The 16,237-nt window shown below is 55.6% G+C and carries 14 protein-coding genes and 1 pseudogene; 8 read left to right on the top strand and 7 right to left on the bottom strand.

Translation table 11 applies throughout. The annotated features are described in order from the left end of the window. Positions 1-42: 42 nt before the first annotated feature. Positions 43-717 carry an OmpW/AlkL family protein gene (locus tag QQL54_RS09490; RefSeq protein ID WP_284390009.1) on the bottom strand — a complete coding sequence of 225 codons (675 nt, stop codon included), beginning with the start codon at positions 715-717 and terminating at the stop codon, positions 43-45. 148 nt (positions 718-865) lie between these two features. On the opposite strand from QQL54_RS09490, the gene rbfA reads away from it, so the two are divergent. Beyond that, the gene (rbfA, locus tag QQL54_RS09485) at positions 866-1,258 is read left to right on the top strand and encodes a 30S ribosome-binding factor RbfA (RefSeq protein WP_284390007.1); all 393 of its coding nucleotides are present in this window, start codon (positions 866-868) and stop codon (positions 1,256-1,258) included. 63 nt (positions 1,259-1,321) lie between these two features. Here rbfA and QQL54_RS09480 read toward each other — a convergent pair whose 3' ends face one another. Next, positions 1,322-1,750 carry a hypothetical protein gene (locus QQL54_RS09480; protein ID WP_284390005.1) on the bottom strand — a complete coding sequence of 143 codons (429 nt, stop codon included), beginning with the start codon at positions 1,748-1,750 and terminating at the stop codon, positions 1,322-1,324. A 135-nt stretch (positions 1,751-1,885) separates the two neighbouring features. Between QQL54_RS09480 and truB the strand changes: the two genes are divergently transcribed. From truB to QQL54_RS09460, 4 genes are all read left to right on the top strand, one after another. Further along, positions 1,886-2,824: a tRNA pseudouridine(55) synthase TruB gene (gene truB, locus QQL54_RS09475; protein ID WP_284390003.1), complete on the top strand. Its 939-nt coding sequence runs from the start codon at positions 1,886-1,888 to the stop codon at positions 2,822-2,824. A gap of 250 nt (positions 2,825-3,074) precedes the next feature. Next, on the top strand, positions 3,075-3,344 hold the full coding sequence (gene rpsO, locus QQL54_RS09470; protein ID WP_284390001.1) for a 30S ribosomal protein S15: 270 nt from the start codon (positions 3,075-3,077) through the stop codon (positions 3,342-3,344). A 139-nt stretch (positions 3,345-3,483) separates the two neighbouring features. Continuing rightward, a complete protein-coding gene (pnp, locus tag QQL54_RS09465; protein ID WP_284389999.1) occupies positions 3,484-5,697 on the top strand; it encodes a polyribonucleotide nucleotidyltransferase in 2,214 nt (737 codons plus the stop codon). A gap of 153 nt (positions 5,698-5,850) precedes the next feature. Further along, positions 5,851-6,597: a glycine zipper 2TM domain-containing protein gene (locus QQL54_RS09460; protein ID WP_284389997.1), complete on the top strand. Its 747-nt coding sequence runs from the start codon at positions 5,851-5,853 to the stop codon at positions 6,595-6,597. A gap of 60 nt (positions 6,598-6,657) precedes the next feature. Here QQL54_RS09460 and QQL54_RS09455 read toward each other — a convergent pair. After that, positions 6,658-7,808: pseudogene (locus QQL54_RS09455) on the bottom strand (PQQ-dependent sugar dehydrogenase). A gap of 107 nt (positions 7,809-7,915) precedes the next feature. On the opposite strand from QQL54_RS09455, the gene QQL54_RS09450 reads away from it, so the two are divergent. Continuing rightward, entirely contained in the window at positions 7,916-8,398 is a 483-nt protein-coding gene (locus QQL54_RS09450) for a hypothetical protein (protein ID WP_284389996.1), read from the top strand. Between the two features lie 6 nt (positions 8,399-8,404). Here the strand turns inward: QQL54_RS09450 and QQL54_RS09445 are convergent, their stop codons facing one another. From QQL54_RS09445 to QQL54_RS09435, 3 genes are all read right to left on the bottom strand, one after another. Then, entirely contained in the window at positions 8,405-11,023 is a 2,619-nt protein-coding gene (locus tag QQL54_RS09445) for an ATP-binding protein (RefSeq protein ID WP_284389994.1), read from the bottom strand. Positions 11,024-11,514: 491 nt separating this feature from the next. Beyond that, positions 11,515-13,617 carry a peptidase domain-containing ABC transporter gene (locus QQL54_RS09440; RefSeq protein WP_284389992.1) on the bottom strand — a complete coding sequence of 701 codons (2,103 nt, stop codon included), beginning with the start codon at positions 13,615-13,617 and terminating at the stop codon, positions 11,515-11,517. Further along, entirely contained in the window at positions 13,610-13,801 is a 192-nt protein-coding gene (locus QQL54_RS09435; RefSeq protein ID WP_284389990.1) for a hypothetical protein, read from the bottom strand. The genes QQL54_RS09440 and QQL54_RS09435 overlap by 8 nt, the downstream gene beginning before the upstream one ends. 102 nt (positions 13,802-13,903) lie before the next feature. Here QQL54_RS09435 and QQL54_RS09430 point away from each other — a divergent pair, with 102 nt between their 5' ends. Then, the gene (locus QQL54_RS09430) at positions 13,904-15,358 is read left to right on the top strand and encodes a Na+/H+ antiporter NhaC family protein (protein ID WP_284389988.1); all 1,455 of its coding nucleotides are present in this window, start codon (positions 13,904-13,906) and stop codon (positions 15,356-15,358) included. Continuing rightward, positions 15,351-15,794, top strand: a complete 444-nt coding sequence (locus QQL54_RS09425) for an avidin/streptavidin family protein (protein WP_284389986.1) — start codon at positions 15,351-15,353, stop codon at positions 15,792-15,794. Before QQL54_RS09430 ends, QQL54_RS09425 begins: the two co-directional genes overlap by 8 nt. Here the strand turns inward: QQL54_RS09425 and QQL54_RS09420 are convergent. Continuing rightward, a complete protein-coding gene (locus QQL54_RS09420) occupies positions 15,739-16,233 on the bottom strand; it encodes a hypothetical protein (protein WP_284389984.1) in 495 nt (164 codons plus the stop codon). The two genes, QQL54_RS09425 and QQL54_RS09420, sit on opposite strands and share 56 nt — an antisense overlap. Positions 16,234-16,237: the final 4 nt, after the last annotated feature.

Here is a 16,237-nt window from a genome sequence, read left to right as displayed (position 1 = left end):
ATCGCCCCACATCCGTCCGTGCGGGAATGATGAGCCGCTTTTTTAGAAGCGGCGCCCAATGCCGACACCGACGATCCAAGGGTCGATGTCAACGTCAGCGGACACGGCTGTCCCGCCTGCATTGATCGACACGTCAGTGCTGAGAAAGACCTTCTTCACATCAAGATTGAGAAAATACGTGTCACCCACAGGCACATCGACACCAGCCTGCAACGCGAAGCCTAGACTATTATCGTAATCAATGCTCGTCACCGCACCTGGGTCCTCATTATAAAAGATCGTATAATTGATCCCGGCACCAATATATGGCCGCACACTGGCCCGCGGTGCAAAATGATACTGTGCGGTCAAGGTCGGCGGAAGCAACCAGACATCACCGAGATCGACATTGCCGACCGTTGTGCCAACCGCGCTGACATCATGCGGTGTGGTTGCGAGGATCAGCTCGAACGCGAAATTTTCCGACAGGAAATAACTAATGTCGAGTTCTGGAACGATCTGATTTTCGATCTCTACAGAGCCGCCAATGGGCGTGATGGTGGCATCCTCATCTGGCATGACATTAATCGCGCGAACGCGGATCAACCAAGGGTCCTCGACGTCACTCCCCGCCAACGCGGTGGGGGCAGCGATCGCCGTCATAAGTGGTGCGGCAATCAATCCGGCCAATGCCGATCGTCCGAGGGCGGATCGTGTGAAAAGAGAGCGGGTCAGCATGGAAACCTCCTTGTTTCTGACACTCTGGCTATTCGCACTTTGGCCGCGTCTAAGATGTGACGACGGACACGATTGCGGATGGAGGATTACAGGCCTGACTGGATGTGCAGGCTGGTCTTTGTGCATCACTGTCCCTATCTAATCGCGCATGGCTCGAAATAGACCCCCCTCCCAACGGCAGCTCAAAGCAGGTGAAGTTATTCGCCGCGCTTTGGCGGATATTATTAATCGTGAGGATCTGCGCGATCCCGCGCTGAAGGGTGTCAGTGTAACGATTGCCGAAGTGCGCGCTGCGCCAGACCTTAAGATTGCCACGGTCTTCGCGGCCCCGCTTGGACCGGACGCCGACGGAGAGGCTGTGATTGCGGGTTTAAAGCGCTGTAGTCGTTTTCTGCGTGGACGGTTAGGGCGCGAGCTTGACATGAAAAACACGCCGCGCCTGGTTTTCCGTCTGGATACAACGTTTGAAGTCGCTGACGATATGGCGCGCTTATTGGCGCAACCGGATGTCGTTCGCGATTTAGGCGGCGAAGAGGAATAAAAAACCGTCTCCTGATGGGAGACGGCTGAAACGATTGCGTGCGCTATAGATTATAGTGCCCAGCTAGGGTGCAATGGGCTCGCCCGTTACAGTGGGTGTTGTGAGGTTCGCTTCCATTGGAATCGAAACCGTATCAGGATATTTATATATCGCCCCAGTGAGCGCATCGACACCAACCCCAATCGGGCCACCCAAGACAAGATTACCCGCAGTCGAGCCCTCGACTTTACCGGAGATACTCCGGCTCGCCATTTGATAGCCCGTCTTGTTGCACGTGATATCGATCGTTTTGCTGGACCGCGGCAGCTTGACCTCGACCGGTGTCTGGAATTGTTTGTTCACGGCAAAGTCCGAACCGCCCGTGGCCGTGCAGTCAGCTCCGGTCACGGAGCCCGTGTCGAACGCCACGCGCTGGTTTTTGCCATTCACAACGGTTGAACAGGCACCAAGGCAGAGAGTTGCGGCGGACATCGCCAGTAGTCTGAAAGTCATGATAGTCCCCAAGTAAAATTCGCCCGTTTGTCAGGCGTAGGTTGGGGGGAGATAATCCCGCAATTATACAACGCAGAATCTGACCAAGTTTCAATCTTCGGTAAAACGCCGCGTTTTCTTGTTGCTTGCACGGACATGCGCAGCCAATTCGCGCCCATGGATCCCAACGGACGTAATCGACGCAAACGCGGCAATCCGGTTCACGGCTGGGTCGTGCTGGATAAGCCTTTGGGGTTGGGCAGCACCAAAGCTGTGGGGCGTGTACGCTGGCTATTTGAAGCGCAAAAGGCGGGGCATGCTGGGACACTCGATCCGCTCGCCACGGGTGTGTTGCCCATTGCCTTGGGCGAGGCAACCAAGACGGTCCCGTTTCTGGTCGATGCAGCCAAAGCTTATGAATTTGACATTACCTTCGGGCTCAGCACCGAAACACTGGATGCGGAAGGGGCGGTGACGGGCCGTTCGGATGTGCGACCTGAGGCTGACGCTATTAAAGCCGTGCTACCGCGCTTCATAGGTAATGTAGAGCAAGTGCCGCCCAAATATTCCGCCATTAAAATCGATGGAAAACGTGCTTATGATTTGGCTCGTGCTGGCGTAGCGGTGGAGATGAAAACCCGTATCGTGCGGATCGATGCTGTGTCACTCACTGGGCAGTCTGGCGATATCGCATCGTTCACGGTGGATTGTGGCAAGGGGACCTATGTTCGTTCACTCGCGCGCGATATTTGCGAAGCGTTGGGTGCGCAGGGCCATGTCTCGCGCCTTCGCCGAACCCGCGTTGGGCCGTTCGATGTCTCGCAGTCTGTTACATTAGAGGCACTTGAAGCCGATGAGGACCGCATCACGGCTCTGCGTGCTGTCGCTGCCGCTCTGCCGAACTTACCCCGGCTCTATATAGATGAAGTGCAGGCAAAAGAATTGCGGTTCGGTCGCGATATTCCCGTCGATATGGCTTATCCAGATGGGACCGAGGTCGGCGTGTTTTTGAACGAGCAGCTGGTTGCGATTGGGGCGTGTGACGACGGCTTGTTCCACCCACGCCGGGTGTTCGCCGTAAATAGCCCAGAATAAGAGGCTACCCACTCTATTAAGCGGGGACGAAACAGCCGTTATTAGGGGCTTTACGCGCGTTGGGGCTTCGCGTATGCGCCGCGCGTACGCAAGAGATGACGGGCCGGTAGGCGGACCCAAGATAAACAATGTTCTTCCCGATGGTTCACTGGACGACATCCCGGTGATCGGGACGGAAGATCCCTCCTCCAGCTCTAATCTCTCGCGAGGTCCAATCCCGGGCCGTAGTCAATGATCAAGGATAACCACGATGTCGATTACACCAGAGAGCAAAGCCGCTCTTATTACAGAATACGCCACGAAGCCGGGCGATACCGGCTCCCCAGAAGTTCAGGTTGCCGTGCTGACGCACCGCATCAAAAACCTGACAGAGCATTTCAAGACGAACGCTAAGGATAATCATTCCCGCCGCGGTCTGCTCGCCATGGTCACGCAGCGTCGCCGCTTGCTCGACTATCTTAAAAAGAAAAATGAGAGCCGTTATCAGGACCTCATCAAACGTCTGGAACTGCGCCGCTAGGCCCACGCTCCAGGACTTATAGAGCCGCCGGAGACAGCTTCGGCGGCTTTCGCGCATCCAGCGCATCTGAAAATCGCGCCAACCCAAGGCAATGAGGCCATCCGGTTACGGCGCAGCACGTACGACGAAAGAAAGACTTATGTTCGATACGCAATCTGTCACGATTGACTGGGCGGGACGACCGCTCACACTAGAAACGGGCCGCATCGCCCGCCAAGCTGACGGCGCAGTTTACGCCACTTATGGCGACACGAAACTGCTCGCCACGGCCTGCTTCGCCAAGAGCGAACGCCCCGGTCAGAGCTTTTTCCCGCTCACCGTCAACTATATGGAAAAATTCTACGCGGCCGGTAAAGTGCCGGGTGGTTATTTCAAACGCGAAGGTCGTCCGACTGAGCGTGAGACGCTGATCTCTCGCCTGACTGACCGTCCGATCCGCCCGCTCTTCCCAAAGGGCTATAAGAACGAAGTTCAGGTCGTGATCACGGTCTTGCAACACGATCTTGAAAACGAACCCGACATCATCGGCATCGTGGCCGCGTCTGCAGCTCTGGCGCTATCAGGTGCTCCGTTCGCAGGCCCAATCGGCGCCGCGCGCGTTGGCCTGATCGATGGCGACTATGTTCTGAACCCAATGCTCGACGAAATGGAAGACAGTGAGCTCGATCTCGTTGTTGCCGGTACACATGACGCGGTCATGATGGTTGAGAGCCAAGCTCAGGAACTGACGGAAGAGCAAATGCTCGGCGCTGTCATGTTCGCCCACGAAGCCTGCCAAGACGTGATCGAAGCGATCAATGAGCTGGTCGAAAAAGCTGGCAAGCCAGTTGTTGAGTTTAACGCACCAGATCACTCCGCAGAGAAGAAACTTGTCAAGAAAGCCGCCGAAAAAGGCATCAAGGCTGCTTACAAGATGAAAGACAAAATGGAGCGTCAGGACGCTCTGCGTGCAGCCAAATCTGCCGCTAAGACGGAATTGGTTGAGTCCGATGACAATGCTGACGGCATGTCTGAGTCTGTCTTTAATGACGTCTTTAAATCGGTTGAATCCGAAACAGTTCGGACCTCAGTCATTAAGACTAAGAAGCGGATTGACGGTCGCAAATTGGACGAAGTTCGTCCGATTGAAGCGCTGGCTGGGCTTCTGCCTCGCACACACGGCTCCGCCTTGTTCACACGCGGCGAAACACAGGCCATATGTGTCGCAACGTTGGGCACGTCGGATGACGAACAGTTCGTTGATCAGCTGACGGGCACGATGAAGAACAAGTTCATGCTGCACTATAACTTCCCACCATACTCGGTTGGGGAAACAGGTCGCATGGGCGGAACGTCACGCCGCGAACATGGCCACGGTAAGCTCGCATGGCGCGCGCTTCAGGCGGTCCTGCCAACGGCTGAAGACTTCCCTTACACAATCCGTTTGGTTTCTGAGATCACTGAGTCCAACGGCTCGTCGTCAATGGCGACAGTCTGTGGTTGTTCACTGGCGATGATGGATGCTGGTGTGCCGCTCAAGCGTCCGGTTTCCGGTATTGCTATGGGCCTCATCAAGGATGACGCCGGGATTGCCGTCCTGTCCGATATTCTAGGTGACGAAGATCACCTCGGCGATATGGACTTTAAAGTCGCGGGTACATCCGAAGGCATCACGTCTTTGCAGATGGACATCAAGATTGCAGGTATCTCCGAAGACATCATGGAAACGGCCTTGGCTCAAGCCAATGCGGGTCGCCTCCACATTTTGGACCGCATGAATGATGCGCTGACAGAATCTCGTGACAGTGTGGGTGAATTCGCTCCGCGTATCGAGCAGATGCAGATCCCGGTCGATAAGATCCGTGACGTCATCGGCTCCGGCGGTAAAGTCATCCGCGAAATCGTCGACACTACAGGCGCACGCGTCTCTGTCGAAGATGACGGTAACATCAAAATTGCCTCTAACGATCAGAAGTCTATCGATGCCGCGAAAGCGTGGATCTCTAGCCTGACGGAAGAGCCAGAAGCGGGCAAAGTCTATAAAGGCAAGGTCGTGAAGGTTGTCGATTTCGGTGCTTTCGTGAACTTCTTCGGCAAGAAAGACGGTCTCGTCCATGTCTCTATGATTAAGCCTGAGCGCGTGAACCACCCGTCTGATTTCCTCACAGAAGGTCAGGACGTTTGGGTCAAGCTGATGGGCTTCGATGATCGCGGCAAGGTTCGCCTGTCCATGAAACATGTCGATCAGGACTCCGGCGAAGAGATCGAAGTTGAAGACAAGCCGCGCGCTAAGCGGGATGATGACGACGCCGATGGTGGTGATAAGCCGAAGCGTCCGCGTCGTCGCCGTTCACCGCGCAAAGACGAAGACTAGGGTTTAACCCAACCACAAATTTGAAAAGCCCGGCCCCGGATAATTCTGAGGCCGGGCTTTTTTTATGGTGAATTAAGTCTGAACACATCACTCAGCATCCGTTCGGGCAGTGTGCTGCAATCAATCCTTATCGCAATGATATAGGAGCGCGACATGACCCGGACACGATCTAGACAGACGACCTTCACAACGGCCAAGGCCGTTCTCGCCATCGGCGCACTCGCCGGACCTATGTTGGCCAACACGCCAGCGTTCGCTCAATATTATTCGTCCAATACGGCGGCGTATGAGCAATGTGAGCGTCGTGACGATACGACTCAAATCATCGGAGGTGTCCTTGGCGGCGTCGTTGGCGGTCTGCTCGGCAATGAAATCGATAAGGGTGACGGCACGGTCGGCACAGTCGTTGGCGCGGGTTTAGGGACCTATGCGGGCGCCCGTTTGGGCAACCGGAATTGCACGCAATATAACACGTCGCAATATCGTGCGCCGCAGCCATATCGGACCACGACCTATGTCCAGCCAACCTATACGCAAAGCTATCCGACGCGGACCTACACCCAGCCGACTTACACTCAGCGGACTTACACGGGCCGCCATCCGACGCGGACCTATTCGCAGCCAAGCTATCGTCACGTCACGCATCAGCCGTCAACTTACACGCGGACGCACTACCCGACGACGCGGTATAGCCAGCCGTCTTATCAACCCGCGACCTATGTCGCGCCGCGCCATTACCCCCAACCGCACTATTCCAGCTCGGTTTCAACCGTGACGCAGGGAAGTTATCAGGGCAGCTATTATGGGGCGTCATCAGGTCAGTTGCAGATTGTTGATCCGCAGACAGGCGCGAGCCGGACCATCAGCCAAGCCGAATATGACCGCTATTATCGTCGGTGAACCTGCACCGGTTTCAGGATAAACCCCCAGCCGGGCCGACCTTATCGGCCCGGCTATTTGTTAGCCGCCAGGCGTCATCCGAATCAGGCGACCATTGGTGCCGTCTTCGATGAGCAGCAGAACGGCCCCGTCCGTATCAATGTCTACATCACGGACGCGGAATGGATCAGTTTCCGTCTTGGCATCGCTCAGCAAGATCACTTCTTCGCCCGTCTCCGGGTCGACGCGGCGTAGGTCGCCCGATGCCAGACCCCCGATCAGTGCGTGTCCGTTCCAGTCGGCAAACAAATCGCCGCGATATATGGCGAGGCCCGACGGCGCGATGGACGGCGTCCAATGATGGACCGGTCCAGTAAAGCGCGCATCCTCTTCAATCGGGCTGATGCGGGCGCCTTGATAATCACGCCCATAGGTCACGATCGGCCAGCCATAATTGGCGCCCGCTTCCAGTTGGTTCAGCTCGTCCCCGCCGCGCGGCCCATGTTCATGTTCCCAGATGGCTCCGGTGACCGAATCTAATGCCAAGCCCTGAACATTGCGGTGACCGATGCTGAACAGTTGCGGCTTGGCCGCGTCGCCGAAATTGGGATTATCAGTCGGCGTGCCGCCATCGCGCGTGAGGCGGACAATGGAGCCGAGATGGAGGCAGGCTTTTGTGCTTCTTCGCGCAGCGAGAAGCCGTCCCCGAGACTGAGCAGCAGCGTGCCATCGTTCAAGAACAGAATTTTGCCGCCGAAGTGACTTCCCGCTGCTTTGGCGGGACTAACTCGGAAAACCGTCTCCGACGAAACAATTCGGTCGCCATCCAAGTAGGCACGAAGAAGCGCTGTGCCGTTGGCGTTCCAATTGCCATAGGCATAGGATAGATAAATCTCACCGCTGGTCGCAAAATCAGGCGCGAGCGCGACATCCAATAGTCCACCTTGCCCGCCTTCAGCGACACGGTTTCCAGCAAAAGCCCCGATCTCCATCGGAAGATTCTCAATTTCTCGCGCCGTGCCAGACTCGATCCGCCAGAGCTTGCCCAGTTTTCCTGTTATGAGATAGCCGCCCTCTGGCAAGCTTGCCACTGCCCAAGGTCGCTCCAGACCGTCGACGACAGTCTCCAACTGAAAATCTGATATGGTGCGGGTCGGAAGGTCAGGCGCTGGTTGCGCTTCAAGGCAGGCAGTGAGCCATGTCGCTGTCACTGCGACGGACAGCCATTTCATATTAGATCGCCGATCCATTGTTCGCTCCTACCCATTTGACCTGACCGATACTCTAGGCTTAGCTGCGCGATAGGCAAGCCGCCGGGCAATTCTGAGGAGACGCCACTATGGGCATTTTGACAACAGGCCGGGCTATCGGTCGCTTTATCCCGTCATGGCTAGCGGGAGCGGTCGCCACAACAGTTTTGGCTGTGCTGCTACAGACTCAAGCGGTGATTGGCCGATTGAACGGGATCGGCGCTGAGATCGGTTTAGGGGAACGGCTGGCTATGAGCGCCTATGATGTTTTCCGTCTCGGCTCATTTTATATCATCTTCATCGCAATCGGGATGTTGGTGGCTTATTTGTTTGGACTACTCGTCTACCGATTGGCGGGTTTCGGACGGTGGATCATCTTCGCTGTGGCGGGTGCTGTGGCTATGTTGGTTATGCTGATGGCGATGAAACAAGCCTTCTTTGATATTCATATGATCGCGGGCGCGCGTGACGGGTTCGGCATTGGCTTACAGATGATTGCGGGCGCAGTTGGCGGGTTGGTTTTTGCAATGCTCACGGCGCGTCAAAGTGCCAGTCAGCCGCGCGAGACCTAGGCCGGTTTAAGCGGCCGTGCGGAGCGACCGGGCCTGTTGCAACGCATCAGCCAAGCGGTTTGGCTTGAGCGGGAGATCAAGCAATAAGTCTGCACCGGCTGAGAACAGCTTGGCCTTTATCGCCGGACTTTCATCAGCAACGAGACCGACAATCAGTATGGGATAGCCTTGATCGCTGCGTTGGCGAATTTCCACAATCGTATCGACGGCGTCTAGACCGGATAGCTGCACGTTCAGCATGACGACATCAATTTGGCGGTCGTCCAATCGCTTGAGAAGCTGAGGGCTCGTCTCGGCTTGAACACAACGACATCCCAAATCTTGGAGGGATGACCGCAGGTCTTGAGTTTGTACGCCGCCATCATCACCGAGAAGAACAGTCATACGGGTCTCAGAACCGGCCGGCGGGCTAAAGAGTTGTTCTTCTAGCATCAAGTCGATGATCTCTTCCGGTTCGACAACATCGTCCAAGATGAGCGTTGGCACAGATCCTAAAGTTTGAGGTGGAACGGCAGAGGTCTTCTCTACTTTTATAGGGTGGATTTCAGCAGAGTTAGATTTGGCTGCTTTGGTTGCTGCTTTGGTTGCTGCTACGGGGGTGGCGATGGGGAGTTTGGCAGTCAGCACAAACTCTGATCCCGCGCCTTCGCGGGATGTCACATCAAGATCACCATCCATCATACGGGCGAGCTTACGTCCGATTGCGAGGCTCAGGCCTGCACCACCATATTTGCGTGTCATCATCGCATCGGCTTGCAAGAAGGGTTTGAAGAGGCGGGACTGCACGTCCTCACTCATGCCCTGACCTGTATCGGCGACGATGATTTTGACAGCCAAATCACCTTCGGCATCCGGTGCTGCTGTCGCATGAAGATGTATGCGGCCATCATGCGTAAAGCGCACCGCATTGGAGAGCATGAAGCGGACGCATTGGCGTAGACGCTTTTCGTCTGCGATCACTGTTTCGCTTAGTTCAGGCGCGATGAAGGTTGTGAATGTAAGCCCTTTTTTCTCAGCCGGTGCGGCCCAATCTTGAGCTTCATTCGCGATCGCCTTGGACAGGTTAGCCGCTTCCGTTTCGAGCGTCAGTCGATTGCCTTCAATGGTCGACATGGTGATCAGGCTATCAAGTAGATCGAAGAGGAGCTGACCACTTTCCTGCACGGCGGACGCTTGAGCCTGCATCGTCGGATCTTTGGCATGATGAATCATGGCGTCGCTGATCCCGATGATGCCGTTCAGCGGCGTGCGCAGTTCATGATTGATGACGCCGAGGAATTCCGTTTTCATCTTCTCGGCAGACAGCGCGTCTTTCTGTAGTCCCTGAACCTTGCCGCTGAGACGTTCGCGGTAACGCAGGAAGGCGAGCAGCAGATTGAAGGCGATAGTGAGCACAGCGATCAACGCCCAAAGTAATCTGTTCAAATTCGTTTTCTGCTCAAGCTGAACTGCTCTTAATTCGGCCTCACGTTGAATGGCGCTCTCGCGTTCAGACTGACGTTCGCGCGTGTTCTCTAGATTGCTCAACAAGGAGGTCATGTCGGCGGAGTTGGAGCGCTGAACGCGCTGAACCAGAAGGTCGGTGCGGCGCTTCATTAGCGACAAGGCAAATTTCGGGTCGCTTCGATGCATGGCGAGTAATGCTTCGGCATGCAGGATCGCCTGCGCGTTAATCTGGGTTAGCAGCGCGTCATGGTCATGGTCCCACCCCTGTTCATCCATGATGGCATGGGCTTCATCTTCCCGCCCTAAGCCGGCGAGGGCGACGACCAACATATAATTGGCGCGTGTCACGACCACTGGATATTCGGACAAGGCTAGGGCGCGCTCGGACAATTGTCGGGCTCTGGCGTAATCGTGCAATTCGTTGAACGTTTCTGCCATATAGCCTTCAGCGAGGCCCGGAAGACTGTCTTCGGGACGGTCTTCTAGGACTAATAATTCGGCAATTTTGGCGGCCCCTTCAAAATCCCGGACCCGGTTGAGCGTGAACACAAAATTTGTCATCAATTCATAGCGATTGATCGTCTCGCCAATCTCAGCCTTGACGTCGCGCTGCACTTTTGCGGCTTCCAGAAGGAACTGAGGATTGCCCTGCGCGCCATGTAGAATCATCGAGATGTCCGACGTCCGAAGTCGCGCATTGGTTACACGGTCAGACAGTTCGGTTGGGATGAGTTGCATTGCGTCATCGATGTAACGGGCTGCGACGAGAAGCTGATTGCGCGTAATAAAGATGTATCCCGAGATACTCTGAGCCAAAGACTGGACATACCAGTTCCCTTGCGCGTCGAAATCATCAAGGAATTGGAGGAGCTGATCGCTATTTCTGGACTCCGTTGTCGAATTTAGAGCCTCAAGAACACCTTCGGCGAGACGAAGCGCAGTTGGCCAATCGCTTTCATTGACACCCTGAAGACCTCGCGCTTTTTTGATGGCTGCTGAGAGACGTTCGACGTCATTATTCGCAACAGACTCGATGACGTCATCCATGAGGGCGACCGAGCGGCTCTCGATTTCAACCTTTTGGACCTGATCCGGAGCCGGAAGGGTCTGCGTTTGTTCAAAAAATTGGAGAACGGAGTCGGTCGAATAGGGCTCGGCTTGCTGCGCCCACACTGTCATGGGTAACCCTATGGCTATGAGGGTCGCTAGAAGGAGATATCGCAGAGCTGTAGTCACATCGGTCCCAATGACAGTCTGATACGATGTTTGCCTTAAGGAAGCGTATCTTCGTTTTTGGGAAGGCGAGCCGTTTGCGGCCATAAAAAAACCCGCTCTGAGAGCGGGTTTGCGTCCACATATTCAGGGGGCAGCCTTAGCTGCCAGAGTGTCTACCACTCGCCGTCAATAACGATGGGCAGGCCACCGGTGACGACTTCGAGTTCTTCAACAGTGAGTTCACGCATGTGTGTTGATCCTCTTTGTGTGACGCAACCGGAGGATTCCGATCACGGATGACGACCTAAGCAAATCGTCAGTACGTGCCTCAAGCGAAAAATGGCTCGAAATGGCACTTATCATAGTTAACGCATTGTAAATGCATCGGTTCCCAACACGCTGAACAAGTTTTAAAGACAAGTTCTCTTACAAGTTGCAGATAAATTTTATGTTAACTATGATTGTGACACGTGGATGACGCGATCACTCGCCTCCAAAAAGGCGGGCCTGTGCGCGACGATGACCCGCGTAATCTTCAAACCAGCGACAAGCGCAACGATTTCGCCCTCAGTTTCAACATCCAAATTCGCTGTTCCTTCATCGAGAAATAGCACATCCGGCTGCTGATAGAGCGCGCGCGCCAGCAAAAGACGTTGCTTCTGACCGCCCGATAAGATCGACCCCATATCCCCGATCAAGGCGAGGTAGTTCATCGGGATCGTCGCGATAGTATCGTGAATACGCGCCGCGTTCGCCGCCCGCATGACACGCTGCATGTCAATCTCTGGGTCGAAGAAGGCGATATTATCCGCAATCGTTCCCGATAGGAGCCGATCATCCTGCATGACCACGCCCACGCGGCTTCGCCAATCGTTCGGATCAATGGTTGTCAGATCGCGGCCATCGACCTGCACTTGGCCCTCAATGGGCGCATACAGACCCAGCATCAGCTTCATCAGCGTGGTCTTCCCGCCACCAGAGGGTCCGGTCAGCGTCACCATTTCGCCGGGCGCGATGTCCAAACTAAAATCTTTCACGACAATCGGGTCTTCGGGCGAATAGGCAAAAGTGACATGGTCGAGCGTCACACGTCCCTTCAACTCACCGAGCGGTTCATAGCCATCTGCCGCTCGTTCCGGTGCGGCGTGAACTATGTCCGCCAAGCGGTCGAGATGAAGCGAGAGCAACCTGAACTCATTGCCCTTGGTGACGAGCTGCACCACCGCGTCAGCGAAATATTGTCGATAAATCAAGAAGGCGACGAGCATCCCCACAGTGAAGGTGGAATCCGATTGGGTCATCATCCACGCGGCGGCTACGACGACGGCCACAACCTGCAAGCCAATCATCAAAGTTTGGGCAAAGGTTTGCGTCACCTGCCAGCGCTGATGACCCACATCGGCATTGATGAAATCGGTGAACAGATTGGCCCAGCTGGCTTCGCGTTCGGCTTCGCGCCCAAATAGTTTGACGGTAGTCGATGCGCGAATGCTTTCAATGACATGGCTATTCTCCAGCGCGCGCGCATAGATAGCTTCTTCCTGCGTGCTGCGCAGTTTCGGGTAAATCAGCAGAGTGGCGAGCATGAGCAGAGCGGACGTTATGATGACGATCAGCGCCAGCAGGGGCGAGAACAGGATCATCACGCCCAGCATGAGTAGCGCCATCGCCCCATCAATCAGAACTGCGACAACGGATTGGCTCAGAGCCTCCTGAATGGGCTGGGTCGAATTCATCCGACTAATAATGTCGCCGACATGGCGACGCTCAAAATAACGGACAGGCAAGCGGACCAGGTGGCGGAAGATGTTACCGACCATTTGCCGGGATAGCTGCGCGCCAAAGGTCACGATTGTGTAGCCCCGCGCCGCTTCAACAAGTGCGCGCATGACCGCCAATCCACCAAAACCAATGGCTAGCGCAATCAACAGACTACGGTCTCCGTCCGGAGTTTGCGGCGAAGGCAGAACGGCATCGACGATCAGCTGGAAGAGAAACGGAGAGATCAAGATGGTCGCCAGCAGGGCCAGCGATAAAAGAAGTGTCTGCGCCACAGCGCGCTTCGCCCCGACCAGTGATGACCAGAGATCAGACAGTTTTGGTCGAATACGGTCAGTGATCGGTTGAAACTCGGCCGCAGGCGACAATTCCAACGCCACGCCCGTGAAATGGTCGGAAACCTTAGCGAGCGGAAGCACCCGTTTGCCAATGCCGGGATCGTGGATTTCCACGCGGTCGCCGCGCACACCTTTCAACACGACAAAATGGTTCAGATCCCAATGCAGGATGGCAGGTGTGGCCAGTTTATGAAGTTGGTCGAGATCAACCCGCAAGGCGCGCGGCGAAAGCGAAAGTTCGCCGGCGATCTTGATAATTTGCTTAAGCGACGTGCCGCGCATGGAGAGTAAATATTTCTCGCGCAGACTGTTGAGGTCGACATCATGACCGTGAAAGCGTGACACCATGGCAAGGCAGGCCAAGCCACATTCCGTCATTTCGGTTTGAAGAATGACTGGAAGTTTTGGCTTGAACATATCAGCCCCAAAAAATTTAGCCATTGAGCCAGGTCCAGACGGTCTCGCCATCAACGCGAATACCAAAGAGAATTGCGGCGATGAGCCCACAACTGGCTAGAAGTAGTCCAATCACAGCCCATGCGGGTAAGGGTCCACGCAACACGACCTCCCCGAATAAAGCGCGCGACCGTCGCTCCATCGCTTCTTTACGGAATAGCTGACTCATGGCGCTGCCCCCTTTCGACGCATGAATCACGCCTAGCGTCCCGGCGGAACAAGTAAAGCGTCCGACTTGTAAAGCGCGCGTCGGGGGGGCAAAGCGCGTGTCATGGATATCTCACAAACTGCCGGGTGGTGGTCGCTACTCCCTCCCGTTCTTGCCATTGGCTTAGCGTTATTGACGCGACAAGTTTTCTTAAGCCTCGGGCTCGGTATCGCATCAGGCTATCTGATCCTTGCGGGCGGCAATCCGATCACCGCGACTTTCGACACGATAGATGCCGCCGTCGCGGTCTTCTCGGATGCGGGCAATACGCGAGTCATTATTTTCACGCTCGTGATTGGGGCGTTGATTGCGCTGATCCAGCGTTCAGGCGGCGTGGCGGGTTTTATCGAACGATTGCTGGCATGGCTGGATCGGCGCGTGAAGAGCGCGGAATCAAAAGACCAGCGAGTTCTGGTGGAACTGTTCGCTTTGGGCATGGGTCTGCTTCTTTTTATAGAAAGCAATATTTCAATCCTGACGGTCGGGACTCTGTTCCGGCCTGTGACAGACAAGCTCGGTATGCCGCGCGAAAAACTGGCCTTGATTGCCGATACGGGGTCTGCCCCGTCTTGCGTGCTGATCCCATTCAATGCCTGGGGGGCCTATCTAATGGGATTGATTGCCGCTGAAGGATTGAGCCAGCCCTTCTCGCAATTAATCCAAGCGGCCCTGTTCAACTTCTACCCTATGCTGATCATTGTTATATTGTTGGTCGTCATTCTGACGCGTCGCGACATTGGTGAGATGAAAACAGCGGAAGCGAGGGGCACATTATTGCGTGAGGGCGCTGTCCCGATGATCTCGGATGAGGCTTCAGACATTCCGCCTGCGCCCGGCGCAACCCCGCGGGCGCTCAACATGATCATGCCGATCCTGACAATGGTCGTATTAGTGCCGATATTCCTGATTATGACCGGTGAAGGCGATAGCTGGTTCGCGCGGATGCAGGACGGTTCGGGCTCGTCTGCCATACTCTATTCGACCTCAATCGCCGTGGCGCTCGCCATCATTCTCTATAAGGCGCAAGGTGTGCTGGGCGTCCGTGAAAGCGCCGACACAGCGATCAAGGGCATGGGCGGCATGCTGCCGCTGGCCATCTTGATGCTGCTCGCCTTTGCGCTCGGCAGCCTGTGCCGAACGCTGGGTACGGGCGTGTTTACGGCAGAGGTCACATCGGCCTTCTTGTCTCCAGCTTTGATGCCCGCGCTTGTCTTTTTAATTAGCTGTTTCGTCGCGTTCTCGACAGGGACCAGTTGGGGCACGTTTGCCATCATGATCCCGATCGCCGTGCCTCTGGCGGCTAGCTACGGTATCGATCCCTCACTCGCCATTGCGGCAGCTATTGGCGGCGGCGTCTTTGGCGACCATTGTAGTCCCACCAGTGACACGTCGATCATAGCCTCAATGGCATCGGGCTCCGATCATATCGACCATATTAGGACTCAACTGCCCTACGCGCTTCTGGCCGGGGGTGTGACTGTCGCAGCCTATCTCGTACTGGGTTTCACCTATGCGTAAAATCGCCCTCATGGCCATCCTGCTAGGCGGGTGTGAAGCCGCTTATGCAAACGATCTAGACGGTCTCTGGATTAATGAAGCCGGGTCGGCAGTTCAAATCTCAGTCGCTGAAGACGGCTCACTAAGCGGGTATTATCAGACGGAACTCGGCAAACCTGATGCGGAGAGTCAATTCGCTCTGACGGGTTGGGCGCAGGGCGATGTGGTGGCATTTTCTGTCAACTTTACCAGCTTTGGCTCGATCACGAGCTGGTCGGGTCAGTTGAGCGCGGACGAAGAGGGCGAGTTCATTCGTACACTCTGGCAGCATACGCGCGACATTGCGGAAGAGGATGAGATCGAAGATCTCTGGCGCTCGATCACGGCTGGTGCGGCGACGTTTAGACGGCCCGGTCCGGACCCCAGCGCGACACAGAATAACCAAGACCCACGCTGAGAACCATGGCGATTAGAGACGCTTTGGTCATGACCTCAAAGGTCAGCAGACCCGTCCCTATCGCGGCCGGCAGCGCCTCAAAAAAAGCGGCGATGAGGTGAGTTTGGTCATTGGCATAGGCAGCCAGAACATCCGATTTCAGTTTCCACGCAAAGACCGGAAGCGGGATGACACAGAGCGCCGTAAGCAGCCCTGCGATTGCTCCCCGAATAGGCGCACGGACTGAACCCTTTCTTCGCCAATGGGTCACGGTCCAAAAAATGAAACTGAGCACCACCGTTCCGACAGCAATAACACCGCCAATTTTAATCACGTCGGTCAGGACGTCGGCCTGTCCGACAATGCGCCGCGCGGCCAGAGAGCTGCCAAACAGAGTGGCGAGACCAGACATGAGACCTGTGAACAGCGTGCGCTGGGACAGGCGGGCTAGGCTGAACATCCGA

It is taken from the genome of Algimonas ampicilliniresistens, assembly GCF_030159955.1.
In the GTDB taxonomy this organism is placed as follows: Bacteria; Pseudomonadota; Alphaproteobacteria; order Caulobacterales; family Maricaulaceae; genus Litorimonas; species Litorimonas ampicilliniresistens.
The sequence above is the reverse complement of the archived record's forward strand: the minus strand, read 5'-3'. Positions and strand labels throughout refer to the sequence as shown.

What these genes read in the sequence shown, in the direction of transcription:
- QQL54_RS09490 (WP_284390009.1), bottom strand. Translation starts at nt 717, where the DNA reads ATGCTGACCCGCTCTCTTTTCACACGATCCGCCCTCGGACGATCGGCA.
- rbfA (WP_284390007.1), top strand. Translation starts at nt 866, where the DNA reads ATGGCTCGAAATAGACCCCCCTCCCAACGGCAGCTCAAAGCAGGTGAA.
- QQL54_RS09480 (WP_284390005.1), bottom strand. Translation starts at nt 1,750, where the DNA reads ATGACTTTCAGACTACTGGCGATGTCCGCCGCAACTCTCTGCCTTGGT.
- truB (WP_284390003.1), top strand. Translation starts at nt 1,886, where the DNA reads ATGCGCAGCCAATTCGCGCCCATGGATCCCAACGGACGTAATCGACGC.
- rpsO (WP_284390001.1), top strand. Translation starts at nt 3,075, where the DNA reads ATGTCGATTACACCAGAGAGCAAAGCCGCTCTTATTACAGAATACGCC.
- pnp (WP_284389999.1), top strand. Translation starts at nt 3,484, where the DNA reads ATGTTCGATACGCAATCTGTCACGATTGACTGGGCGGGACGACCGCTC.
- QQL54_RS09460 (WP_284389997.1), top strand. Translation starts at nt 5,851, where the DNA reads ATGACCCGGACACGATCTAGACAGACGACCTTCACAACGGCCAAGGCC.
- QQL54_RS09450 (WP_284389996.1), top strand. Translation starts at nt 7,916, where the DNA reads ATGGGCATTTTGACAACAGGCCGGGCTATCGGTCGCTTTATCCCGTCA.
- QQL54_RS09445 (WP_284389994.1), bottom strand. Translation starts at nt 11,023, where the DNA reads ATGACAGTGTGGGCGCAGCAAGCCGAGCCCTATTCGACCGACTCCGTT.
- QQL54_RS09440 (WP_284389992.1), bottom strand. Translation starts at nt 13,617, where the DNA reads ATGGCTAAATTTTTTGGGGCTGATATGTTCAAGCCAAAACTTCCAGTC.
- QQL54_RS09435 (WP_284389990.1), bottom strand. Translation starts at nt 13,801, where the DNA reads ATGAGTCAGCTATTCCGTAAAGAAGCGATGGAGCGACGGTCGCGCGCT.
- QQL54_RS09430 (WP_284389988.1), top strand. Translation starts at nt 13,904, where the DNA reads ATGGATATCTCACAAACTGCCGGGTGGTGGTCGCTACTCCCTCCCGTT.
- QQL54_RS09425 (WP_284389986.1), top strand. Translation starts at nt 15,351, where the DNA reads ATGCGTAAAATCGCCCTCATGGCCATCCTGCTAGGCGGGTGTGAAGCC.
- QQL54_RS09420 (WP_284389984.1), bottom strand. Translation starts at nt 16,233, where the DNA reads ATGTTCAGCCTAGCCCGCCTGTCCCAGCGCACGCTGTTCACAGGTCTC.